This window comes from uncultured Tenacibaculum sp., assembly GCF_947495995.1.
Classification (GTDB): Bacteria; Bacteroidota; Bacteroidia; order Flavobacteriales; family Flavobacteriaceae; genus Polaribacter.
In genome coordinates, this window is sequence record NZ_CANMAX010000002.1 from 1 (window position 1) to 20,207 (window position 20,207).

14 protein-coding genes are annotated in these 20,207 nt (G+C 31.5%); 7 read left to right on the plus strand and 7 right to left on the minus strand.

Going from position 1 to position 20,207, the window contains the following annotated elements; all coding sequences use genetic code 11:
- Positions 1–273: 273 nt before the first annotated feature.
- The gene (locus Q1A15_RS05100; RefSeq protein ID WP_299619814.1) at positions 274–759 is read right to left on the minus strand and encodes a PAS domain-containing protein; all 486 of its coding nucleotides are present in this window, start codon (positions 757–759) and stop codon (positions 274–276) included.
- A 376-nt stretch (positions 760–1,135) separates the two neighbouring features.
- Here Q1A15_RS05100 and Q1A15_RS05105 point away from each other — a divergent pair, with 376 nt between their 5' ends.
- From Q1A15_RS05105 to Q1A15_RS05115, 3 genes are read left to right on the plus strand one after another with little or no spacing between them, the layout of a single operon-like run.
- A complete protein-coding gene (locus tag Q1A15_RS05105; RefSeq protein WP_299619817.1) occupies positions 1,136–2,836 on the plus strand; it encodes a hypothetical protein in 1,701 nt (566 codons plus the stop codon).
- Positions 2,837–2,854: 18 nt separating this feature from the next.
- Positions 2,855–3,583 (plus strand): hypothetical protein, encoded by a 729-nt coding sequence (locus tag Q1A15_RS05110; RefSeq protein ID WP_299619820.1) that lies wholly within the window; start codon positions 2,855–2,857, stop codon positions 3,581–3,583.
- 7 nt (positions 3,584–3,590) lie between these two features.
- Positions 3,591–4,457, plus strand: coding sequence for a hemagglutinin protein (locus Q1A15_RS05115; protein WP_299619823.1), 867 nt, complete (start codon positions 3,591–3,593; stop codon positions 4,455–4,457).
- 187 nt (positions 4,458–4,644) lie between these two features.
- On the opposite strand, the gene mnmE is transcribed toward Q1A15_RS05115, so the two are convergent.
- Positions 4,645–6,045, minus strand: a complete 1,401-nt coding sequence (mnmE, locus tag Q1A15_RS05120; RefSeq protein ID WP_299619826.1) for a tRNA uridine-5-carboxymethylaminomethyl(34) synthesis GTPase MnmE — start codon at positions 6,043–6,045, stop codon at positions 4,645–4,647.
- Positions 6,046–6,190: 145 nt separating this feature from the next.
- Between mnmE and Q1A15_RS05125 the strand changes: the two genes are divergently transcribed.
- Positions 6,191–6,529: a DUF4870 domain-containing protein gene (locus Q1A15_RS05125; RefSeq protein ID WP_299619829.1), complete on the plus strand. Its 339-nt coding sequence runs from the start codon at positions 6,191–6,193 to the stop codon at positions 6,527–6,529.
- A 50-nt stretch (positions 6,530–6,579) separates the two neighbouring features.
- Here Q1A15_RS05125 and Q1A15_RS05130 read toward each other — a convergent pair whose 3' ends face one another.
- Positions 6,580–7,215: a TetR/AcrR family transcriptional regulator gene (locus Q1A15_RS05130; RefSeq protein WP_299619832.1), complete on the minus strand. Its 636-nt coding sequence runs from the start codon at positions 7,213–7,215 to the stop codon at positions 6,580–6,582.
- Between the two features lie 94 nt (positions 7,216–7,309).
- On the opposite strand from Q1A15_RS05130, the gene Q1A15_RS05135 reads away from it, so the two are divergent.
- Complete coding sequence (locus Q1A15_RS05135) at positions 7,310–9,082, plus strand: acyl-CoA dehydrogenase family protein (RefSeq protein WP_299619835.1); 1,773 nt, start codon at positions 7,310–7,312, stop codon at positions 9,080–9,082.
- Positions 9,083–9,087: 5 nt separating this feature from the next.
- On the plus strand, positions 9,088–9,837 hold the full coding sequence (locus Q1A15_RS05140) for a patatin-like phospholipase family protein (RefSeq protein ID WP_299619838.1): 750 nt from the start codon (positions 9,088–9,090) through the stop codon (positions 9,835–9,837).
- On the opposite strand, the gene Q1A15_RS05145 is transcribed toward Q1A15_RS05140, so the two are convergent.
- Genes Q1A15_RS05145 through Q1A15_RS05155 form a run of 3 tightly spaced genes read right to left on the minus strand, consistent with a single transcriptional unit; the run spans position 9,838 to position 11,397 of the window.
- Positions 9,838–10,326 (minus strand): CAP domain-containing protein, encoded by a 489-nt coding sequence (locus Q1A15_RS05145; RefSeq protein WP_299619841.1) that lies wholly within the window; start codon positions 10,324–10,326, stop codon positions 9,838–9,840.
- A gap of 26 nt (positions 10,327–10,352) precedes the next feature.
- Complete coding sequence (locus tag Q1A15_RS05150; RefSeq protein ID WP_299619844.1) at positions 10,353–10,790, minus strand: DUF4268 domain-containing protein; 438 nt, start codon at positions 10,788–10,790, stop codon at positions 10,353–10,355.
- Positions 10,791–10,815: 25 nt separating this feature from the next.
- Positions 10,816–11,397, minus strand: coding sequence for a tRNA-(ms[2]io[6]A)-hydroxylase (locus tag Q1A15_RS05155; protein WP_299619847.1), 582 nt, complete (start codon positions 11,395–11,397; stop codon positions 10,816–10,818).
- 159 nt (positions 11,398–11,556) lie between these two features.
- Between Q1A15_RS05155 and Q1A15_RS05160 the strand changes: the two genes are divergently transcribed.
- A complete protein-coding gene (locus tag Q1A15_RS05160; protein WP_299619850.1) occupies positions 11,557–17,064 on the plus strand; it encodes an MG2 domain-containing protein in 5,508 nt (1,835 codons plus the stop codon).
- 74 nt (positions 17,065–17,138) lie between these two features.
- On the opposite strand, the gene Q1A15_RS05165 is transcribed toward Q1A15_RS05160, so the two are convergent.
- The gene (locus tag Q1A15_RS05165; protein ID WP_299619854.1) at positions 17,139–20,189 is read right to left on the minus strand and encodes a GEVED domain-containing protein; all 3,051 of its coding nucleotides are present in this window, start codon (positions 20,187–20,189) and stop codon (positions 17,139–17,141) included.
- Positions 20,190–20,207 lie beyond the last annotated feature (18 nt).

Here is a 20,207-nt window from a genome sequence, read left to right on the forward strand (position 1 = left end):
CCATACAATTTTAACGATAGACCATATTGGATTTTTAACTAGTAAGATTTAGTCACTCGAATCCTTTAGATTGCAGAGTAAGAGTAAGCAAGAATAATAATTAAATACACTAACCACAACATTTTTAAAAGGTGTTGTGGTTTTTAGTTTTTAGAGAATCGTTTGCAATCAACAATAATATATTAAGGAAACTAGTTACTCATCATCCAAAAAAAAAACTTGAAATTCATTTACAGAATTTCAAAGTTTTTTATGTGTTGTGATTACTTAAAACTAAGCAATTTGTCTTTCTAAAGCTAAAAAGTGAGTAACTTCATTTTTATCCTTTAATGGGAAAATATGAATCTCACATTTATATTGAGTTTTATCTTTCTTATGGTTTATAATTACTTCCTTAAAAGGATTACCTAAAGCTAATTTCTTGCGAATTCTGGATCTAACAGTATCAGAAGTAGCATTCCCTTGTAAGAAATTAGGTGTTTTACGTATTGCGTAATTTTTAGGATAACCAGTCATTTTAGAAAAACCATCGTTTACCCAAAGAATATTTCTATCGATATCCGTTAGAATTAAAGCTTCAAAAGAATTCTTAGAAAGAATGTGTTCAATATTACTTTTCCAAGTAAACTTTTTCGCTAGACTTTGTAGTGAAAATATGTCTTGTTGTAAAGAATACTCTTCCCCCGCTAGCGCCCGAATCTTTTCGGGTGCCAAGTATGAGTAAGCAAAAACAATAATTAAATATACTAACCACAACATTTTTAAAAATGTTGTGGTTATTTTTTTAATGATAATACAAACCAAAAAACAACTTGTTGCTAAATAGAAATAAAGATAAATTCTTTCCAAACCCCTTTTAAAACAAGGGGTTATTTTTTTGCACCCCTTTTTGCACCCTTTGGTTTCTTTTTTTGAAACCCAAAAAGAAATACTATTGCATTGTGTTTACGTCAAAACAAAAATTAACATGATGCAATGTTTTACCTTTTTACAGTCATAAAAACTTCAAAAGGATTAATCATTAATCGGTAATTGAAATGTGTCAGAAAATGTTTCAGTAAACATAATAAACCGTAAAAATTAATTGTAATAATAATTTTCAAATTAAGAGCACAGTAAATTAAAAATTTAAAAAATGAGATTAAAGTTACTTTTTCAAGCATTAATTCTTTTTGTAGGTATTCATGCTTTCGCACAAACACCAGAAGGTTTTAATTATCAATCTGTAGTTAGAGATGCATCAGGAAATATTATCGCTAATACTGCAATAGGGGTGCAGTTTAAGTTACATCAAGCAACAGCAGATGGAACAGTGATTTATACAGAAACACATACGCCAACAACAAATGCATATGGAGTTTTTAGTTTAGTAGTAGGGCAAGGAACAACAGCAGATACTTTTTCAACAATAGATTGGGCATCTAATAGTCACTTTTTAGAAGTAAGTATCGATACAGCTGGAGGAACAACTTATGTAAGTATGGGAACAACTCAATTATTAAGTGTTCCTTATGCTTTACATGCAGCTAGCTCAACTACAGCAGAAAATGTTTCTGGTTTAGAAGCGATAGATGAAGGAAACGGAACAGGATGGCGTTTAATTGATTCTAATTCTGGTAATTATGGTAATATTGGTAATTCTTCCATTGACTTAAGTATATCAACTAATGCAAGTACAACCAACGGAGCAATAGGTTCTAGAAGTATTGCCATAGGAGGAAATGCAAGTGCTCAAAAAGAGCAATCGATTGCCATAGGTAATTATGCAACTTCAACAACAAGTGATGCTACTGCAATAGGACCTAACGCTACGGCAACAGGAATTAATAGTTTAGCAATAGGTCGTTTAGCCAATACTTCAGGTTTAGATTCTAAAGCAATTGGCTCTAATGCAACGGCACAAGGTCAGGGATCTTTTGCTTCAGGTTCTGTTTCTAATGCAGTTGGTACACATTCTGTTGCATTTGGAAATTTTGTAACATCAAATGGTGACTATAGTTACAGCTTAGGTAATAACACAACATCGGATGCTTATAATAGTTTTGTACTAGGACGTTACAACGTAGGGGGCGGAACAACAGACAGTTGGTTAGATACTGATGCTTTATTAGAAGTAGGAAATGGAACAAGTACTACGAGTAAATCAAACGCCTTAACCATTTTAAAGAACGGAACTATAATCGCTCCATCTTTTGATCTAGCTGAAATTACAGACGATAAAGCTTTAATAACAAAAGAATATGCTGACGCTAATCTTACAGCTGACAATTTAGGAAACCACACGCTAACAGAGAATTTAAAAATTGGAGGTAACTGGATTTCTAATGACGGAGATGATGAAGGTTTGATAATAGGAGATGCAGGGAGAGTAACAACTTCCAATAAATTATTTCTTGGAAGTAATATTAATTTAGATACACACTGGATTAATGGTGATGGAACCGATAATAAAGGAATTCAGTTTGATACTAATGGAAATACTAATTTAGGAGGAAACTTAAAATTAAGTGATAATTGGATTTCTAATGATGGAGATAATGAAGGAATTGCAATTTTAGCTAATGGAAACGTAGGAATCGGAGAATCAAATCCGCAAACCAGCTTAGATGTCGCAGATACTGCAGTTATTGGAAATATTGCAGTTGGTTCTCAAAGTACGACTCAGAATGCTTCTAACCAAAAAGATGAAGGTTACATGACTACACCATGGATTTATACATCGGCTATACAAGCACCAGGAGAACGTGACAGTTCACCAACAATGATTGCTGTTGGAGGAGATAATAATTTTGGAAAAGCTGATGAAATTCATTTTGTTACCAATGGAGCTTCTTAAGTTGATATTTCGAATGGATTGTTAAACGTTTCTGGAGATGTAAAAACAACTGGAAATTTTGAATTTGATGGTATGTTAACAACAACTACTACAGAAAACCAAATCTTTGGATCATACAATGATACAAGTAACCTTTCGAATCTTAGTGATAGAAATGTAATTATAGGACATCAAGCAGCAGAAGGTGCACAATCAGGAAGAAGTAATGTTGTTATTGGATACTTTGCCGGATATAATTTAAATGGAGATTCTAATGTATTGATTGGAACAGCAGCAGGAGCAGGTGGTACATTTTCTAATCAATTACATATTAGAGATTTAGTTTATGGAGAATTTGATAATGATTTATTACAAGTAAAAGGAGAATTAAAAGTAGATGAAAATATAGAAACTGATGGGAATGTAATTATCGATAAAGATGGTGATGACCTTAGAGCCGCTGGTGCAGCTAATAATGTAGAAATGATATCGCTAATTATAAGTGCAGATGGTTCTATTAATTCAAATGTTACAGGTTCAAGTGGTATTACAACTTCTTTAAGTGATGAAACATATACCATCAATTACAATAATCATTTTTCAGATATACCAGCAGTAACAATTACGTGTCTTTCAACTACAGCAAGAACTAGAATTGGTCAAATCATAACGCTTGGTATAGGAAAAGTAACCTATAAGGTTAAAAGTGAAAATAATAATTCCGAAACAGATGCTATGACGATTGTAAATATCGTTGGTAAAAGATAATCAGAGTATGAAACAATTTTTATTCATAATATTATTGCTGATTACATCTTCTTTGTCTTCTCAAACAATAGAAAGAACTGTAATTGGATCAAGCGGAGCAACATTAAGTAATGTTAGCGGAAGTATAAACTTTACTGTTGGTGAACTTGCGGTAGCAACATACTCGAACGGAACAGCAGCAGTAAACCAAGGCTTTCATCAAGAAACAATAATTCTTAAAGTTAAGCTTTCTCCAATTGCTTTTTTACAAGGTCCGTTAACAACATCAGGAACAACAACTATGGATGATAGTTTACGTAGCAATAGTTTATTACCAACTAAGAGTCCATATTCCGATGGTTTAACGTGTGAAACTTCAGTTTTTGATAACACAGGAAACGATGCTATTATCGATTGGGTTTGGGTTACCTTACGTGATAAAAATGATAAATCGATTATAATAGCAAGTCAGTCTGCATTATTACAAGCAGATGGAGATATTGTTGATGTAGATGGAAGTTCTCCTGTAGAAATTAGTGTTCCTACAGAAAGTTATTATATCGCAATAAATCATAGAAATCATTTAGGAGTAATGAGTGCAAATTCAGTCGCTTTAAATACAACAACGGCTACAACTGTTAATCTTAGTGATACAACAATTTCGGTATTTGGAGGAACAAATTCAGTAGTAAATATGGGAAACGGAATTTTCGCCATGATTTCTGGTGATTTTGATGAAAACGGACAAATACAAAATATAGATACCAACTCAGTAATTCAGTTATTAGGAATTTCTGGATACAACAAAGGCGATTTAGATATGAACGGACAAGTTCAGAATATCGATATCAATAATGTTTTAAATCCAAATATTGGAAAAGGAGAGCAATTTTAAAGCCTTTATTCAATAAAAGAAAAGCTTAAAAGCTAACAATACTACATACATGGAAGCTTTCTGTGCTCATTTCCATGTACCTTTCGAGCATTGGGTAATCCCCTTATCCCAATGCTCATTTTTAGGGAATAAAGAAGACGATATATAATTTCTAAATTATATACCGTCTTTTATTTGTTTAAATAGATTACTTCCCAATACAAAAGTTAGAGAAAATATGTCCTAAAATATCTTTATCTACATCATATTCACCAGTAATATTTCCAAGGTGACGTAAACATTCACGAATATCAATAGCAAATAAATCAGAAGAAATTCCTAGTTCAATTCCATTATCAACAGATTGAATACTTTCTAAAGCATTGTTTAAAGCTTCAAAATGACGAGAGTTTGTTACAATAGTTTCATTATTACTTAAAGCTCCTGTATTTACTAAAGAAGTCAATTCGTTTTTTAAAGTATCTACACCAATTTTTTGTTTTGCTGATAACAACAGAGCATCAGGAAGTAAATAATTTAATTCAGATAGTTTGTCTTCCGAAATATTATCAATCTTATTAGCAATAGTTAGTACACGTTTATGAGAAAAGCGATCTTTAACTTTAGTGATTTCAGAAAGTAGTTTAGAGGATTTTATGATAGCTTCCTCTGCATTTACTAAAAAGATAACAAGTTGTGCTTTATCCGCTTTTTCGTAAGCTTTTTGTATACCAATACTTTCAACTACATCTTCAGTTTCACGAATTCCAGCAGTATCAATAAAACGAAAAGCAACACCATCAATAATCATTTCATCTTCAATAGCATCTCTTGTAGTACCAGCAATATCAGAAACAATTGCTTTTTCTTCGTTTAATAAAGCATTTAAAAGTGTAGATTTTCCAACGTTTGGCTCACCAATAATAGCAACCGGAATTCCATTTTTCATGGCATTTCCAAAAGCAAAACTATCAATCAAACGTTTTAAAACAGAAGTAATTTTAGTTACTAATTCACGGAATTTTGTTCGATCTGCAAATTCTACATCTTCACCAGAAAAATCTAATTCTAATTCTATTAAAGCTGCAAAATCTAAAAGTTGTCCGCGTAATTCTTTCAACTCATTAGTAATACCACCACGCATTTGCTGAATTGCCATTTGATGCGAGGCTTCAGAGTTTGAAGCAATAACATCTGCAACTGCTTCAGCCTGACTTAAATCCATTTTTCCATTCAAAAAAGCACGCATGGTAAACTCTCCATTATCGGCCATTCTACAACCATTACGTAAGAATAATTGTAAAATTTCTTGCTGAATAAACACAGAACCGTGACAAGAAATTTCAACAACATTTTCACCCGTATAAGAATTCGGATTTTTAAATATCGAGACTAAAACTTCATCTATAATTCTATTGTTTTCAATAATATGTCCTAAATGAATTGTATGTGTTTTTTGATCAGCTAATTGTTTGTTTTTACGAACAGATTTAAAAAATTTACTGACAATCTCAATGGCTTGCTCTCCAGAAAGTCGAATTACAGAAATAGCTCCAACTCCAGAAGGAGTAGCTAAGGCAACAATGGTATCGTTAATAAGTGCTTGCAAATCGTATTTTTTATGCAAATATACTACAGTTAATTACAATCTTAGTTTTAAGATTTATCAGAAATGTTGATTTTATTTTTAACATTAAATTTTTTGTAACAAAACGAATTTGTTTGCGTCTAATAAGTGTAAACAACAACAAAAAATGCAGAGAAATAAAGAATTATTAGCAATTACACATTTAAGTCAATTATTAGATCTAATTACCGTTATCGGAGGTTTTGTAACGCCTTTGATTATATGGATTCTTAAGAAAGATGAAGTTGAAGGAATGGATGAGCACGGTAAGGCTATTCTTAACTTTAGAATTTCGATGTTTATTTATGCTTTAATATGTATTCCGTTAATTTTCTTCTTCGGATTAGGAATTTTAGGATATATTTTATTAGCAATTTTTTACTTCATATTTCCAATTATAAATGCAATAAAAGCAACAAACAACGAAGAACCTAATTATCCGTTTAGTATGCGTTTTATACACTAAACAGCATAAATAGTTATACACAAAGAACCTTCATTTTTATGAAGGTTTTTTTATGCTTTAATTATTCTATCATAGGCATTTGCAAAAGCTTTTACACCTTTTTTAGTCAAAGCAGCACTTATCATAGAGAAAAGAAGTTCTATGTAATATTTGGTATGATCTGTTTTTATACCTGAATCTAACATTGAAAAAATAGTTTTATCAAAAATCCAAGAATTGAATATGATTAGTAATCCGTGAATCTTTAACTTCAATTGTTTTTCATTGAGTTCTCTCATGTATCCATTTTCAATCAAAAATTGAGAAATTTTAAGAATGATACTGCTATATACTTTTGAACGTTCGATTGTTTTTTCTTTTATTTTGATATATTTCAAGGTAATATCATAGCCATTTAATAGGAAAAAACGATACTTATATGTTAAGTTCATCATATTCTCTAAACTTCTTAACATAAAATCGAATTCAAAAATTTCACCTTTTAAATTTAGTAACGATTCATCTAATTCATCCATGAAGTTTTGATGTAATCGAATTACAATATCTTCTTTCTTAGGGAAATGATAGCATAAATTCCCGTAACTAATTTCGATATGTTCGCTTATAGTTTTACTTGAAGTATTCGCATAACCTTCTTCATTAAATAGCTGTAAAGAGGCTTCTAAAATTTTCTGTTTAGTTGTCATAATTTCAAAATTAGGCTTTTTAGCCTATTTTTTAAAATTTTTTTATACTTTTGAATTAGGTATAAATGCCTAATTAATCTTTAATCGAATAAAAATGAATGAAATTTTAACTCCAAAACGAGGTGGAGATTTTTTACTGAACGATGTAAAAACAGAAGAATATTATATACCAGAGTTAATCTCTGAGGAAACAAAAATGATGAAAGACGCTGGAGAATCTTTTTTAGACAATGAGATTGAAAGTCGTTTAGAATTTATGGAAACTAGAGAAGCCATTACCGAAACTCCTAAGTTATTAGAGAAGTGTGGTGAGTATGGTTTTTTAGGATTAGAAGTTTCTGAAGCATACGGAGGATTAGATTTATCCTTCAAAGATGTACTGCATTTTACGGTGACAATGAGTAGAGGTTATTCTTTTACCGGAGCCTTAGGAGTACAAACTAGTATTGGTATTGCACCGATTTTTTTATACGGAACATCGTATTTAAAAGAGAAGTATTTAACTGAAATGATTTCAGGTAAATTATTGTCAGCTTTTGCGTTAACAGAACCTAATGCCGGAAGTGATGCAAATGCAGGAAAGACAAAAGCAACGATTGATAGTGATGGGAATTATGTTATAAACGGACAAAAAGCTTGGATTTCTAATGCAGGGATTGCTGATTTATTTATTGTTTTCGCAAAAGTAGAAGACGATAAAAATTTATCTGCTTTTGTTGTAGAAAAAGATTTTGGCGGAATTACAATCGGACCAGAAGAGCATAAAATGGGGTTTTCAGGTTGGAGTACTTGTCAGGTTTTCTTCGAAAATGTAAAAGTGCCTAAAGAACAATTATTAGGAGAACGAAATAAAGGTTTAAAAATAGCTTTAAATACATTAAATACAGGTAGAATTAAATTAGGAGCTTCTTGTATTGGAGTAGGGAAGAAGGCATTATTTCATGCTGTTGATTATGCAAAACAACGCGAACAATTCGGAAAATCTATAAGTAGTTTTGGAGCAATTCAAGATAAAATTGCTAGAATGCAAGCGTACATTTTTGCTAACGAGTCTGCTGTATTTAGATTAGGAAATGCTATTGATGAACTTAGAGAAGAATTTCAACAAGAAGGAAAAGATTTTTCTGAAGCTAAAATCAATTCACTAAAAGAATTTAGTATTGAAAGTGCGATCGTAAAAGTTTACGGATCGGAAATACAAGATTATATTGTAGATCAAGCTGTTCAAATTTATGGGGGTATGGGATTCTCTGCTGAATCTCCAGTTGAAAAATTATACAGAGCTGTAAGAATTAGTAGAATTTACGAAGGAACTAATGAAATAAACAGACTTGTAATTATAAAAGAGTTCGTAAAAAAAGGAATGAAAGGAGAGCTAGATATTTTCTCTCGCTTTACTAAAATTGCTGAAGAACTTGAGGAAGACATTGCAGATTTTAATAATGATGTTATAGATCAATATCAAGAGTTTGTAAACAGATTAAAATCAATTGCTGTTTTTATTTCAGGAGTTTGTTTACAAAAGTTCATGACACAATTGGAAGAAGAACAAGAAATAGCAATGCATATTTCAGATTTATTAATTCAACTTTATGTGTTAGAAAGTACACTTTCTAGAATTAAAAAACTTAAAGAATTACGTAAGCTAAACGAAGAATATCACATCGCTATTTTAAAAACTATAGGATTTGATGTGTTTACGAAAGTATCTAATACAATTAATGAATTGATAGTTTCTTTTGATAGTGAAAAAGATGTCACAACTATCATTAAAGCTTGGGATAAATACATGAAATTACCGCATGCTAACGTGAAAGAAGAACGAAGAAAAATAGCAAACTATATTTTAACTAACGGAGTAAACTAAGAATAATGAAGAACATAGGAGTTGTTTTTTCTGGTGGAGGAGCATTAGCAACAGCACATTTAGGTTTATTAAAAGTTTTAGAAGAACAAGGTATACAACCAACACATTTTTCTGGAAATAGTGCAGGTGCATTAATCGGAACATTATATGCGTATGAATATAGTGTAGAAGATATTCTAGAAATTATATCAAAAGAGCAATGGTTAGCTGTTCCTTTTCAAAAGTTGAAAGAAAAACGAATCTTAGATATCAACGATATGTTTGAAGGTTTCAAGAACTATTTGCCAGAAACTTTTAAGTCAGAGAATGTTTTTATTTCTGCAACAGATATAAATTCAGGTGAAGTTGTAACCTACAACTCCGGAGATTTAAAACAGGCTTTAAAAGCATCTGTAGCGTTGTCTACTTTTTTTAAGCCTGTTGAATATTTAGGAAAACATTTGGTTGATAGTGCTTTGCTCGATAATTTTCACGTGGCTCCTTTACAAGATAAATGTGATGTAATTTATGGAAGCTACGCAATTCCTATGACACCATATCACACAGATTTAGAAAATAATGTGCAACAACTATTAAACAGATTATTTGCAATTAATAGTTACCAAAGAGCAAAGCCTAAATTTAACCAATGCGATTACATGTTAGATCATCAATATCTTAACGAATTTAAGGTGTTAGATAAAGATAAACTAAGTGTTATTTACGAAAAGAGTTACGAATATTGTAAACGAAAACTCGAATTTGTATCGGTGTAATTATCTTCTAATAAAAATATTGGTATAATACCAAGTACCATTATTATTTTGCTTTGCAGTAAGATGAAAATGTGTAAAATTTCCCTCAATATTTCTACGATGCCCGTCACTATTTATCCATCCGTTAACTAGCGATTGGGCATTGTTATATCCAAAAGCTACATTTTCACCAATATTTCTAGCATCAGCATTTTGTTGTAAATAAGCACTACGACTACTAAAATTATCATGAGAAATATCTCCTTGACGAATCATATAATCAGTATGTTCATCTGTTTGAGTTTTAATAATATCTAAAACATCTAATCTAGCTAAACCTTTATTAGCTCTATAATCGTTTAATAGATTTAAAATTTGATTTTCGTAATCAATTTCGTTTGTTGGATTTTCTGTGTTCACATCAATATCAGTATCTACATTTTCTTCATTAGAAGAACAAGATAAAATAGTTAAACAACAAACTAAAAGTAGGGATTTTAATAATTTCATTTTAGGGGAATGAATGGGATTAATAATTATATGGCTTGTTTTATAAAATCTTCATATTCATAATAAAACAGTTCAAACTGCGTCATAGTTTCTACAAAAAACTCATAACAATCACGCCAAGTGTTTTTATTATGAATACTAAATTTCTTCTCATGTAAAACGTATATTCTTTGAATATATTTTCCGCTGTCCAATTGAAAAGCATTATCGAAAATTACTTCTGGTAGATATTCAGTTTCTAAAATTTTCTTTAAAGAAACTAACTGATCGTATAACAATTCGTTAGCAATTTCCTCAGGATGTTCAAAGTCTAAACAAACAAAAGCCTTTTTTCTATCCGCTTGAAATTTAAAAGAAAAACCTTTGATTTTAGTGTTGTACAACAACCATTTTCTAGGGAAAGACTTTCCGAAGCTTGTCCAGAATTCTTTTCTGATTTTTGCAGATTCTTCTTTACTAAACATGAATTATCAGTTATTGATTATTGAATTATCCGTGAACTTTAGCCGAAGTACCTCTATTTTTCATCATTAGAGCTTCAAAAGTTAATAAATCATTCCATTTTTGATCAACAATCTCTCTATCCATATATTTTCTAGCATAACCTAAAAATAAAGTATAGTGATTTGCTTCAGAAATCATTAAATCTTTATAAAACTCAGATAACTGTTCATCAGACATATTATCAGAAAAAACCTTAAAACGTTCGCAACTTCTAGCTTCGATTAAAGCAGCAACAAGTAAACGATGTACTAAAGCTTCTGTTCTGTCTTGAGTTTTAGGAAAGAAACCTTGTAGTTTTAAAGCATAATCGTTCTTAGTAGCCTGACCTAAAACCATTCCACGATCTACCATTAAATTATGTACCATTCTAAAATGTTCCATTTCCTCAATGGCTATATCACTCATGTCTTTTACAAGCTCAGTTTCTTCTGAGTAATTGATAATGATTGATACGGCATTACTAGCTGCTTTTTGTTCAGCAAAAGCATGATCAGTTAATAATTGTTGTAATCCGTTTTTAGCAACATCTACCCAAGAAGTTTCTGTATCAAAGTGTAATCCAAGCATTGTAACCGTGGTTTTATAATTTTCTTATTAAAATGCAAATTTAACAAAAGCTCAAACGAATATTTGACAGATGGTATCAAATTTTTAAATTCCTATCGTTGTTCAGACTTATTTTATTAGTTTTGAAATCGTTAAATCTACACTAAAGGAAATAAAATTATGAAAAAGGTTCTGTCGTACTGCGTTCTAGTACTATTGCTACTAGTATCTGGATGTAAGAAAAAAGAAACAAAAGAAATAAGTGATGTAACAACTTTTACAGAATACATTAGCGTGTATCCTGAAAAGCTAATTTCCATTGCTCCAAAACTCGATTTTTACTTAAATAAAAAAGTTGATGTGGAAGAGTTAGGAGATGACATTATTACGATGAATCCAAAAGTAAAAGGAAAGGTAGAAATCAATAATTCTATTTTATCTTTTGTTCCAGATGAAAAGTTAGAAAGTAATAAAGAGTATTCGTTAACGCTTCATCTTGATAAATTATACAGTAATGTAGACAAATCGTTAGAAGATTTTACAATTTTATTAAAAACCAAACCTTTACAATTTAGTTTAGCTTTACAAGCACCATCTATTTACGATAAAGATTGGTATTATGTAGAAGGAAGTTTAAATGCAAGTGATGTAATTGAAGAACAAAAAGTTGCAGAGTTAGTAAAAGCAAATTACAATGGAGCTGCACAAAAAATCAAGTTTGATGTTTCTTCAGATGGTTACACCAATTTTGTACGCTTTAAAATAGATAGTTTACAACGTTTTGCTGATGATAAAACAGTAAAAGTAAATTGGGATGGAGGAATTATAAATTCTAAGTCAAAAGGAGAAAGAGAGATTGTTATCACAGGAAAATCTAATTTTAAAGTATTGTCTTTTGATGTTTTCAATGATAACAAGCAGCGTATAGATATTAATTTTTCAGATCCTATAAATAGTAATCAAAACTTAAAAGGATTAATTCAGTTTGTAAATACTCAGAAACAAAACTTTACAACTAAAATTAAGAACAATGTTATTAGTGTATATCCGAAATCATCAATTCGTAGTAAAGTAGATATTGAAGTTTTTAAAGGAATTAAAAACAAAGCAGGATATACTTTAAAGAATAATGTAATACGAACATTATACTTCGAACAATTAAAACCAGAGTTAAGCTTTATTAAAAGCGGGACAATTCTTCCCAATTCGAATAATTTAAAGGTAAACTTTACGGCTGTAAATTTAAAAGCTGTAGATGCTACAGTTTATAAAATATATAAAAGCAACGTCTTACAATTTTTACAGGGGAATAATTTAAATAACCAAGGAAACATTCGATACGTAGGTCGACCAACAGCAAAATACACTGTAAACTTATCTAATCAAGGATTAAGTTTAGGAAAACCTAATGCTTTTGCTGTAGATTTATCTGATTTGGTTGATGTTGAAAATGGAGCAGTGTATCGTGTAGAATTATCTTACCATAAAGAATATTCAAACTATTCTTGTGATGGAGAAGAAAATACAAGTACGATTGTGTTCGGAAAAAAAGAAGTAGACACGCGTAGATTTGATCGTGCCGGTTACAGTTATTACAATGACGATTATTATGATGATTACAACTGGAATGAAAGAAAAGATCCGTGTAAAAAATCATACTACAGAAATAAAAAGATCAGTAGAAATTTCTTGGCTTCAGATTTAGGGGTTATAGTTAAAAAAGGAAATAACGATAATACTTTTGTCGCTGTTACAAATTTACTAACTACAGATCCTGTAAATGCAGCAAAAGTAGAGTTGATTAATTTACAACAACAAACAATTGTTGCCGCATCTACAAATACAGAAGGTGTAGCATCTTTTGAAAGCGTACAAGGAGCTTATTTCGCTAAAGTATCTAACAATGAAAGTACAACTTACGTAAAGTTAAACGACGGAAACGCTTTGTCGATGAGTAAATTCGATGTTTCTGGAGCTAAGTTACAGAAAGGAATTAAAGGATATATTTATGGAGAAAGAGGTGTTTGGCGACCAGGAGATCAAATGTTTTTAACTTTTGTATTGAACGATAAAGCCAATCCAATTCCAGAAGAACATCCAATTAAATTCGAATTGGTTAATCCGCAAGGAAAAATAATTGACCGTAAAATAGTTCAAAAAAATAAGTTGAATGTATACACTTATACACCAAAAACAGATGCAGAAGCAATTACAGGAAATTGGAAACTACGTGTAAATGTTGGTGTAGCTAATTTTAATAAAGAACTAAAAGTAGAAACGATTAAACCTAATCGTTTAAAAATTAAAGTAAATACTTATGAAGAGTTTGTAAAATACGGAAAACCAATTAACGGAGATTTAGAAGTAAAGTGGTTACATGGAGCAATTGCAAGAGGACTTAAATATGATATTGAGTCTAAGTTTTCTTCAACAAAAACAGCGTTCCCTAAATACGATAATTACGTGTTTGATGATGTAACAAGAAGTTTAAGAACAAGTAATAGTGTAGTTGCTTCAGGAAATTTAAATAATGAAGGAAAGGTTTCTTTTACTAAGAAAACAGATTTAGGAAATCGTGTTCCTGGTATGGTTAGAGCTAGTTTTATCACTAAAGTATATGAAAACGGAGGAGATTTTAGTACCGATGTTTATAGTATGAAAGTGTCTCCATATAAATCTTACGCAGGTTTAAATTTAGCAGAAGAGCAACAATCTAAGAATTATCTTTTCACAGATCAAGAATATGCATTTAATGTTGCTTCTGTGAATGAAGAAGGTAAAGGAATTTCGAATGATTTAGAAGTTAAAGTATACAAACTGAACTGGAGATGGTGGTGGAGTTCTTCAGATGATGGATTATCGTATTATGATGGTTCTTCAGAAAGATCTTCTTATGAAACAAAACGAGTTACTACTAATGCAAATGGTAAAGGTTCATTTTCATTAAAAGTTGATAAAGGTGATTGGGGAAGATATTTGATTAAAGTAAAAGACAAGAAAAGTAAACACGTAACTTCTGCGGTAGTATATTTTGATTGGCCTTCTTGGTACGGAACAAAAAGAGGTAATCAGGATAAAACAAACGCGACTATGTTAGTTTTTTCAAGTGACAAAGATGAATATAATGTTAATGAAAAAGCTACAGTTAAATTTCCTTCATCTGCTGGTGGAAGAGCTTTAATTACTATAGAAAACGGAACAGAAGTATTAGATCATTTTTGGGTAGAAACTCAAGATAAACAAACCGACTTTAGTTTCCCTGTATTAAGTACATATACACCTAATGTATTTGTAAATATTTCATTATTACAAGAACATGCTCAAACGAAGAACGATTTACCAATTCGTATGTATGGAGCAATTCCAATGTTAGTAAATGATCCTGCAACTAAGCTTGCACCAGAAATTCAATTAGCAGACGAATTACAACCAGAAAGTGTTGCAAAGATTAGAGTAAAAGAAAAGAATGCAAAAGCGATGACATATACAATTGCTTTAGTAGACGACGGTTTATTAGATTTAACTCGATTCAAAACACCAAATCCGTGGAGTTCATTTTATAGGAGACAATCTTTAGGAGTTAAAACTTGGGATATTTTTGACGATGTAATCGGAGCTTACGGAGGAGAAGTAAATCAGATTCTAAGTATTGGTGGAGATGAAGCTAAAGCTGGAAGTAAGAATAAAAAAGCGAATCGTTTTAAACCAATGGTTTCGTTTTTAGGTCCGTTTAAATTAGGTTCAGGTGAAGTAAAAACACATGAAATAAAAATACCAAATTATGTAGGTTCTGTTCGTGCAATGGTGGTTGCTTCTAATATTGATAAAGAAGCTTATGGTAGTGATGAAAAAAATGCTTTTGTTCGTAAACCAGTAATGGTATTAGCATCGTTACCACGTAAAATCACGCCTAAAGAAACAGTGACTTTACCTGTAACGGTTTTTGCTATGAAAGAAAATGTGAAAAACGTAAAAGTTACAGTAAAACCAGATCCATCTTACAGTATTGTTGGAGACCAAACACAAACTATTCGTTTCGATCAGCCAGATGAAAAAATGGCATATTTTACATTAAAAGTAAACGATTTTAAAGGTATAGGAAAAGTTAGAGTAGAAGCAAGTTCTGGAAGTGAAAAAGCTTTTTATGAAGTAGAAATTGATGTGTTAAATCCGAATCCAATTACAACTGAAGTTAAAGATTTAGTATTAAAATCAGGAGAAGAGAAAACTATAGATTTTACAACATTTGGAACAAAAGGAACGAATACTGCAAGTGTAGAATTATCTACATTGCCACCAATGAATTTTACAAGCCGTATGGAATATTTAATTCGTTATCCTCATGGTTGTGTAGAACAAACAACATCAGGAGCATTTCCGCAGTTATATTTCCCAGAGTTATTTGAGCTTCCAAAAGAAAGAAAGCAATCGATAGAAAGAAATATAAAAGCAGCAATTAAAAGATTAGCAACGTTCCAAAAATCTGATGGTGGACTTTCATATTGGCCAGGTTCAGGAAGTTCTAACAGTTGGGGAACATCATATGCTGGTCATTTCTTATTAGAAGCAGCAAAAAGAGGGTATGCCTTACCAATCGGATTTAAAGCGAAATGGTTAAACTATCAAAAGAATGAAGCAAGAAGATGGAGAAACTCTTCGAAGTATTATAATAATGAGTTAGCTCAAGCATATCGATTATATACATTGAGTTTAGCTAATAGTCCAGATTTAGCTTCTATGAATAGATTAAGAGAAACATCTGGAATTTCAAATTTATCGAAGAGACGTTTAGCAGCAGCTTATGCTTTAATTGGTAAGAAATCTATAGCACAATCTATTTTAAGTACAATCAACAGCAACGATTATTCAAATAGATATTATTATAATTATGGTTCTGAAATTCGTGATAAAGCAATGTCTTTAGAGACTTATACTTTAATTGGAGACGAGGTAAAAGCTATAAAATTAGCAAAAGATATTGCAGAACGATTGTCTAGTAGTGAGTGGATGAGTACTCAAACAACATCGTATAGTTTATTGGCGATAGCGCAATACGCACTTAAGAATGGTGAAAATGCTGGAATTAATACAAATTATACTTGGAATGGTAATAAAGCTAATGTAAGTACATCTAAATCATTATTTGTGAAAGATTTAGAAGGATTACTGAAAGAGAATAAGTTTGTAATGAGTAACAATTCAAATAGTCCGTTGTATGTACGAGTGTACAACAGAGGAATTTTACCAGTTGGTGAAGAAAAAGTAATTCAAAAGAACTTTGATGTTACAATAACTTATAAAGACAAGAATAATAATAGAATTGATGTTAGTAATTTATCGCAAGGAACAAACTTTGTAGCAGAAATTACGATTAGAAATGCTACTGGAGAGAAAGTAGAAAATATCGCATTAACGCAATATTTACCTTCTGGATGGGAAGTAGTAAATACGCGTTTTACAGAGTTTGGTAGCAATACAAACTCAGCAGCTGTTGACTTTACAGATATTAGAGATGCAAGTATTAGTAACTACTTTACATTACAAGGATATAAATCTAAAACATTTAGAGTTTTATTGAATGCTTCTTACTTAGGAGATTATTACTTACCAGGTGTTCAAGCAGAAGCAATGTATGATAACGATTACATTTCTAGAACAAAAGGACAATGGATTAAAGTAGTAAAGTAAAAAGTTTTACGAAGTAATAAAAAATAAAGGTCACTCATTTCTGAGTGACCTTTTTATTTTTTTAAGCAGTTTGTTTACTTTTTAATGAAACGTTTAGTAACGGCTTTACCATTAGAAACAAATTTCACGAAATAAGTACCTGCAGCATATTCAGAAATATCAATTGTAGTTTTCTCTTCTATTTCTTTATTAGAAGTGTAAACCATTTTTCCTGTAATAGAGTAAATAGAAATTTCATTAAAGTTACCATTTAAGATCTCAATATTTAAGCTATTAACAGCTGGGTTTGGATATACTTTAATATTGTTTAATGAGTTGTTTGTAAAGTCTATTAATTCTTCACGTGGAGTACTTTCATTCTTTGTATCATGAACATAAGGAGCTCTTACATTATCACCGCTAATAGTGATTTGATCGAAATATACTCGATCTGCATTTCCACTAGCATCACAACGGAAACGGAATTTGTTTGCGCTATTGAAGTTGAAATTAGCAGCATTTAAAGTAATAATATCTGTAAAGAATTCTTCATTATTATAATCTACACCAACAGTATATTGCCCGATAACTTCATAAGAAGATCCGTTAAAGAATTCAACTAAGAAATTTTCACCAGCTTCAAAACTATTGATAAAAGCGAAGAACTCGAAAGTAACTTCAGAATTTCCAGAAAGATCTAAGTCTGGAGATTCAGTGTTTGAAGTAGAAGTATCATCTCTTAAACGCATAGAAAAGCTTCCATCATAAGATCTAGCTGCGTTATTTACTCGAGCACAATCACTACCAGGATCACTCCAACCTTCAAGTCCAGTTTCAAAGCTAAATCCAGCAATAACACCAGGATTTCCTCCACCGCCGCCGTTACCAGCTTCTAAGTTAATTGTATAATCTTCAACTTCACCATAAGTAAAAGTTTCACAAGAAGTTGGAATTCCATTATATTTCATAGAAACTCTCATTCTTACAGCAGTTTGAGCTGTATTACTTGGAACTGTAAAAGTACCAGAGTTTGTAGGATCGCTAGATGGCGATTTAGACCAAACTAATTCTCCAGAATCATCAAAATCACCATTGTTGTTATAATCAATCCAAACAGCATAACCTTCAGCATAAACAGTTCCTGTCCAAGTAGGAGTTACTGTAATCGTATAATTTTGTCCTTCACTTAAATTAGTTGAAATACCTGAAAAATCAGAATATCCTTGCGCTCCAGAATTGTTATTAATTGTGTTTAAAGTAACATTACTAATAAACTCATCATTTACATTATTTCCTGTTGAATCACAATACGGTAACGGTCCGTCTGTAGTTGTGAATGTAGTACTTACACTACCAGAAGAATTTCCAGCAGCATCTTGTGCAACTACAGCAGCAGTATATTGTGTATTTGGAGATAATCCAGTTGCATCAAAAGTTGTATTTGAAGAAGTTCCTACTTGGTTTCCGTCAATAGAAATTAAATATCTAGCTACAGCAACATTATCCGTAGCAGCTGTCCAACTTAAAGAAGCACCACTTGATGTAATATTAGAAACTGTTAAGTTTGATGGATTTGTTGGCGCTTGAGTATCTGGTGGACCTGCAGGTTGCATTTCAAAAGTACCGATAACACCTTTTCTTCCATTGTTCATATATTCAGTAATATACCAGAATGTACTATTGTTAGAAGGATCAACATCAATTTTACTATAATCACCATAACGAGTTCCAGGAATGTTTTGATTACCATTAGCAATTAAACCTTCCATTGCTGTCATTGTTCCTAAAGGATCTCCGTTAGATCTTCCTGTAAAATAAGAACTTACTCTTGTAGTTGTTGTTGTGGTTGGTCCAGATAAAGAAGTATATCCCATACCAATATTCCCACTAGCATCCATTGCTAAACTTGCATTCCAAGCATGTCTTCCATCAGGAGCATTATAAGTTCCTTCTTGATATAAAGACCAAGGCTGATTGTCGCCACTTTGACGAAATTCCATCCAACGAACACCAGCTAATTTACCAGAAGAAGCATCTGTATCTACTACAAAGTTAAATACAGCTGAATTATGAGTAGCAAATTTTCTAAATTGAGCCTGATTCATAATTGTAGCTTGTAAAGCATCAATTGTTGCTCCACCATTTGGCTGTGGTAAATTTGAAAAACTACCACCATCAAAAACACCAATAAACGGAGTTACTGTAATTTCTTGTGGATTAGAAACTGTTGAAGCAGCTGTGTTCGCCCAATCTACATCAATAGTCCATACTTTTACATGATCTGTAGAAACTCCAGTCCAAGCATTATCTTGCATGTACACAACTGTTGCTCCACCATCGGCAGGTAAATTGTTATCTGTTACATTTAAAACTTGCGGACTGTAAAATCCACTTGTTCTAATGTTTGGTAAGTTAAATCCTAAGATACCAGCATTAGCATCTCCATTTAACATAGCGCTTCTTTCTAAAGCCCAAACTCTATTAGAACCACTAGTATTATCAGTCAAATAATATCCATCACTCCAAACTGATAATTTTTGATAATCTTGTATCTGATTAATATTGTATATATACCAACCAGCAGTTAAAGGGTTTGGTCCATCAGAAACTGCGATTTGAGCACCAGATCCTAAAAAAGATAATACCCATCTATCGGCAGCATTATCGTAAGAAACGGTTAAATCACAACATCCACCAGAAGGGAAAATTGCTGGATTTGGAGCAGTTTCTCCAAGTAATTCATTTCCTTGTTTGTCGTAAATCATAAATCCAGTATTAAATACAACCATAACATGATCTGGACCAACAGCTAAAGAAGGGTCGGTAGGCTGTGAACTAGAAGAATAAGTGTCGAAAACTAATCCGGCATTTGCCATTCTTCTACTTTGTTCTTGTGGATGTCTATTCAATTTGAAATAGTCATCTTGCTTTTGCGGGTCTTGTCTTGGAACAATAATACTTCCCATAGATCTTTTGTCTTTTGCTTCTTTTTTAACATCAACAAAAGGAACCAAGTCTGCAGATCTTGAAGCCAGAGGAGCTACATATTCTACGGAAGAAATTTTTCCACGATAAAAGGGTTTGTTTTCTTGTGAGATAGCCACAATAGATAATAGGAAAAACACAATGAGTAATTGTTTTTTCATAATAAATAGGGTTTTTAG

What these genes read in the sequence shown, in the direction of transcription:
- Q1A15_RS05100 (WP_299619814.1), bottom strand. Translation starts at nt 759, where the DNA reads ATGTTGTGGTTAGTATATTTAATTATTGTTTTTGCTTACTCATACTTG.
- Q1A15_RS05105 (WP_299619817.1), top strand. Translation starts at nt 1,136, where the DNA reads ATGAGATTAAAGTTACTTTTTCAAGCATTAATTCTTTTTGTAGGTATT.
- Q1A15_RS05115 (WP_299619823.1), top strand. Translation starts at nt 3,591, where the DNA reads ATGAAACAATTTTTATTCATAATATTATTGCTGATTACATCTTCTTTG.
- Q1A15_RS05125 (WP_299619829.1), top strand. Translation starts at nt 6,191, where the DNA reads ATGCAGAGAAATAAAGAATTATTAGCAATTACACATTTAAGTCAATTA.
- Q1A15_RS05130 (WP_299619832.1), bottom strand. Translation starts at nt 7,215, where the DNA reads ATGACAACTAAACAGAAAATTTTAGAAGCCTCTTTACAGCTATTTAAT.
- Q1A15_RS05135 (WP_299619835.1), top strand. Translation starts at nt 7,310, where the DNA reads ATGAATGAAATTTTAACTCCAAAACGAGGTGGAGATTTTTTACTGAAC.
- Q1A15_RS05140 (WP_299619838.1), top strand. Translation starts at nt 9,088, where the DNA reads ATGAAGAACATAGGAGTTGTTTTTTCTGGTGGAGGAGCATTAGCAACA.
- Q1A15_RS05145 (WP_299619841.1), bottom strand. Translation starts at nt 10,326, where the DNA reads ATGAAATTATTAAAATCCCTACTTTTAGTTTGTTGTTTAACTATTTTA.
- Q1A15_RS05150 (WP_299619844.1), bottom strand. Translation starts at nt 10,790, where the DNA reads ATGTTTAGTAAAGAAGAATCTGCAAAAATCAGAAAAGAATTCTGGACA.
- Q1A15_RS05155 (WP_299619847.1), bottom strand. Translation starts at nt 11,397, where the DNA reads ATGCTTGGATTACACTTTGATACAGAAACTTCTTGGGTAGATGTTGCT.
- Q1A15_RS05160 (WP_299619850.1), top strand. Translation starts at nt 11,557, where the DNA reads ATGAAAAAGGTTCTGTCGTACTGCGTTCTAGTACTATTGCTACTAGTA.
- Q1A15_RS05165 (WP_299619854.1), bottom strand. Translation starts at nt 20,189, where the DNA reads ATGAAAAAACAATTACTCATTGTGTTTTTCCTATTATCTATTGTGGCT.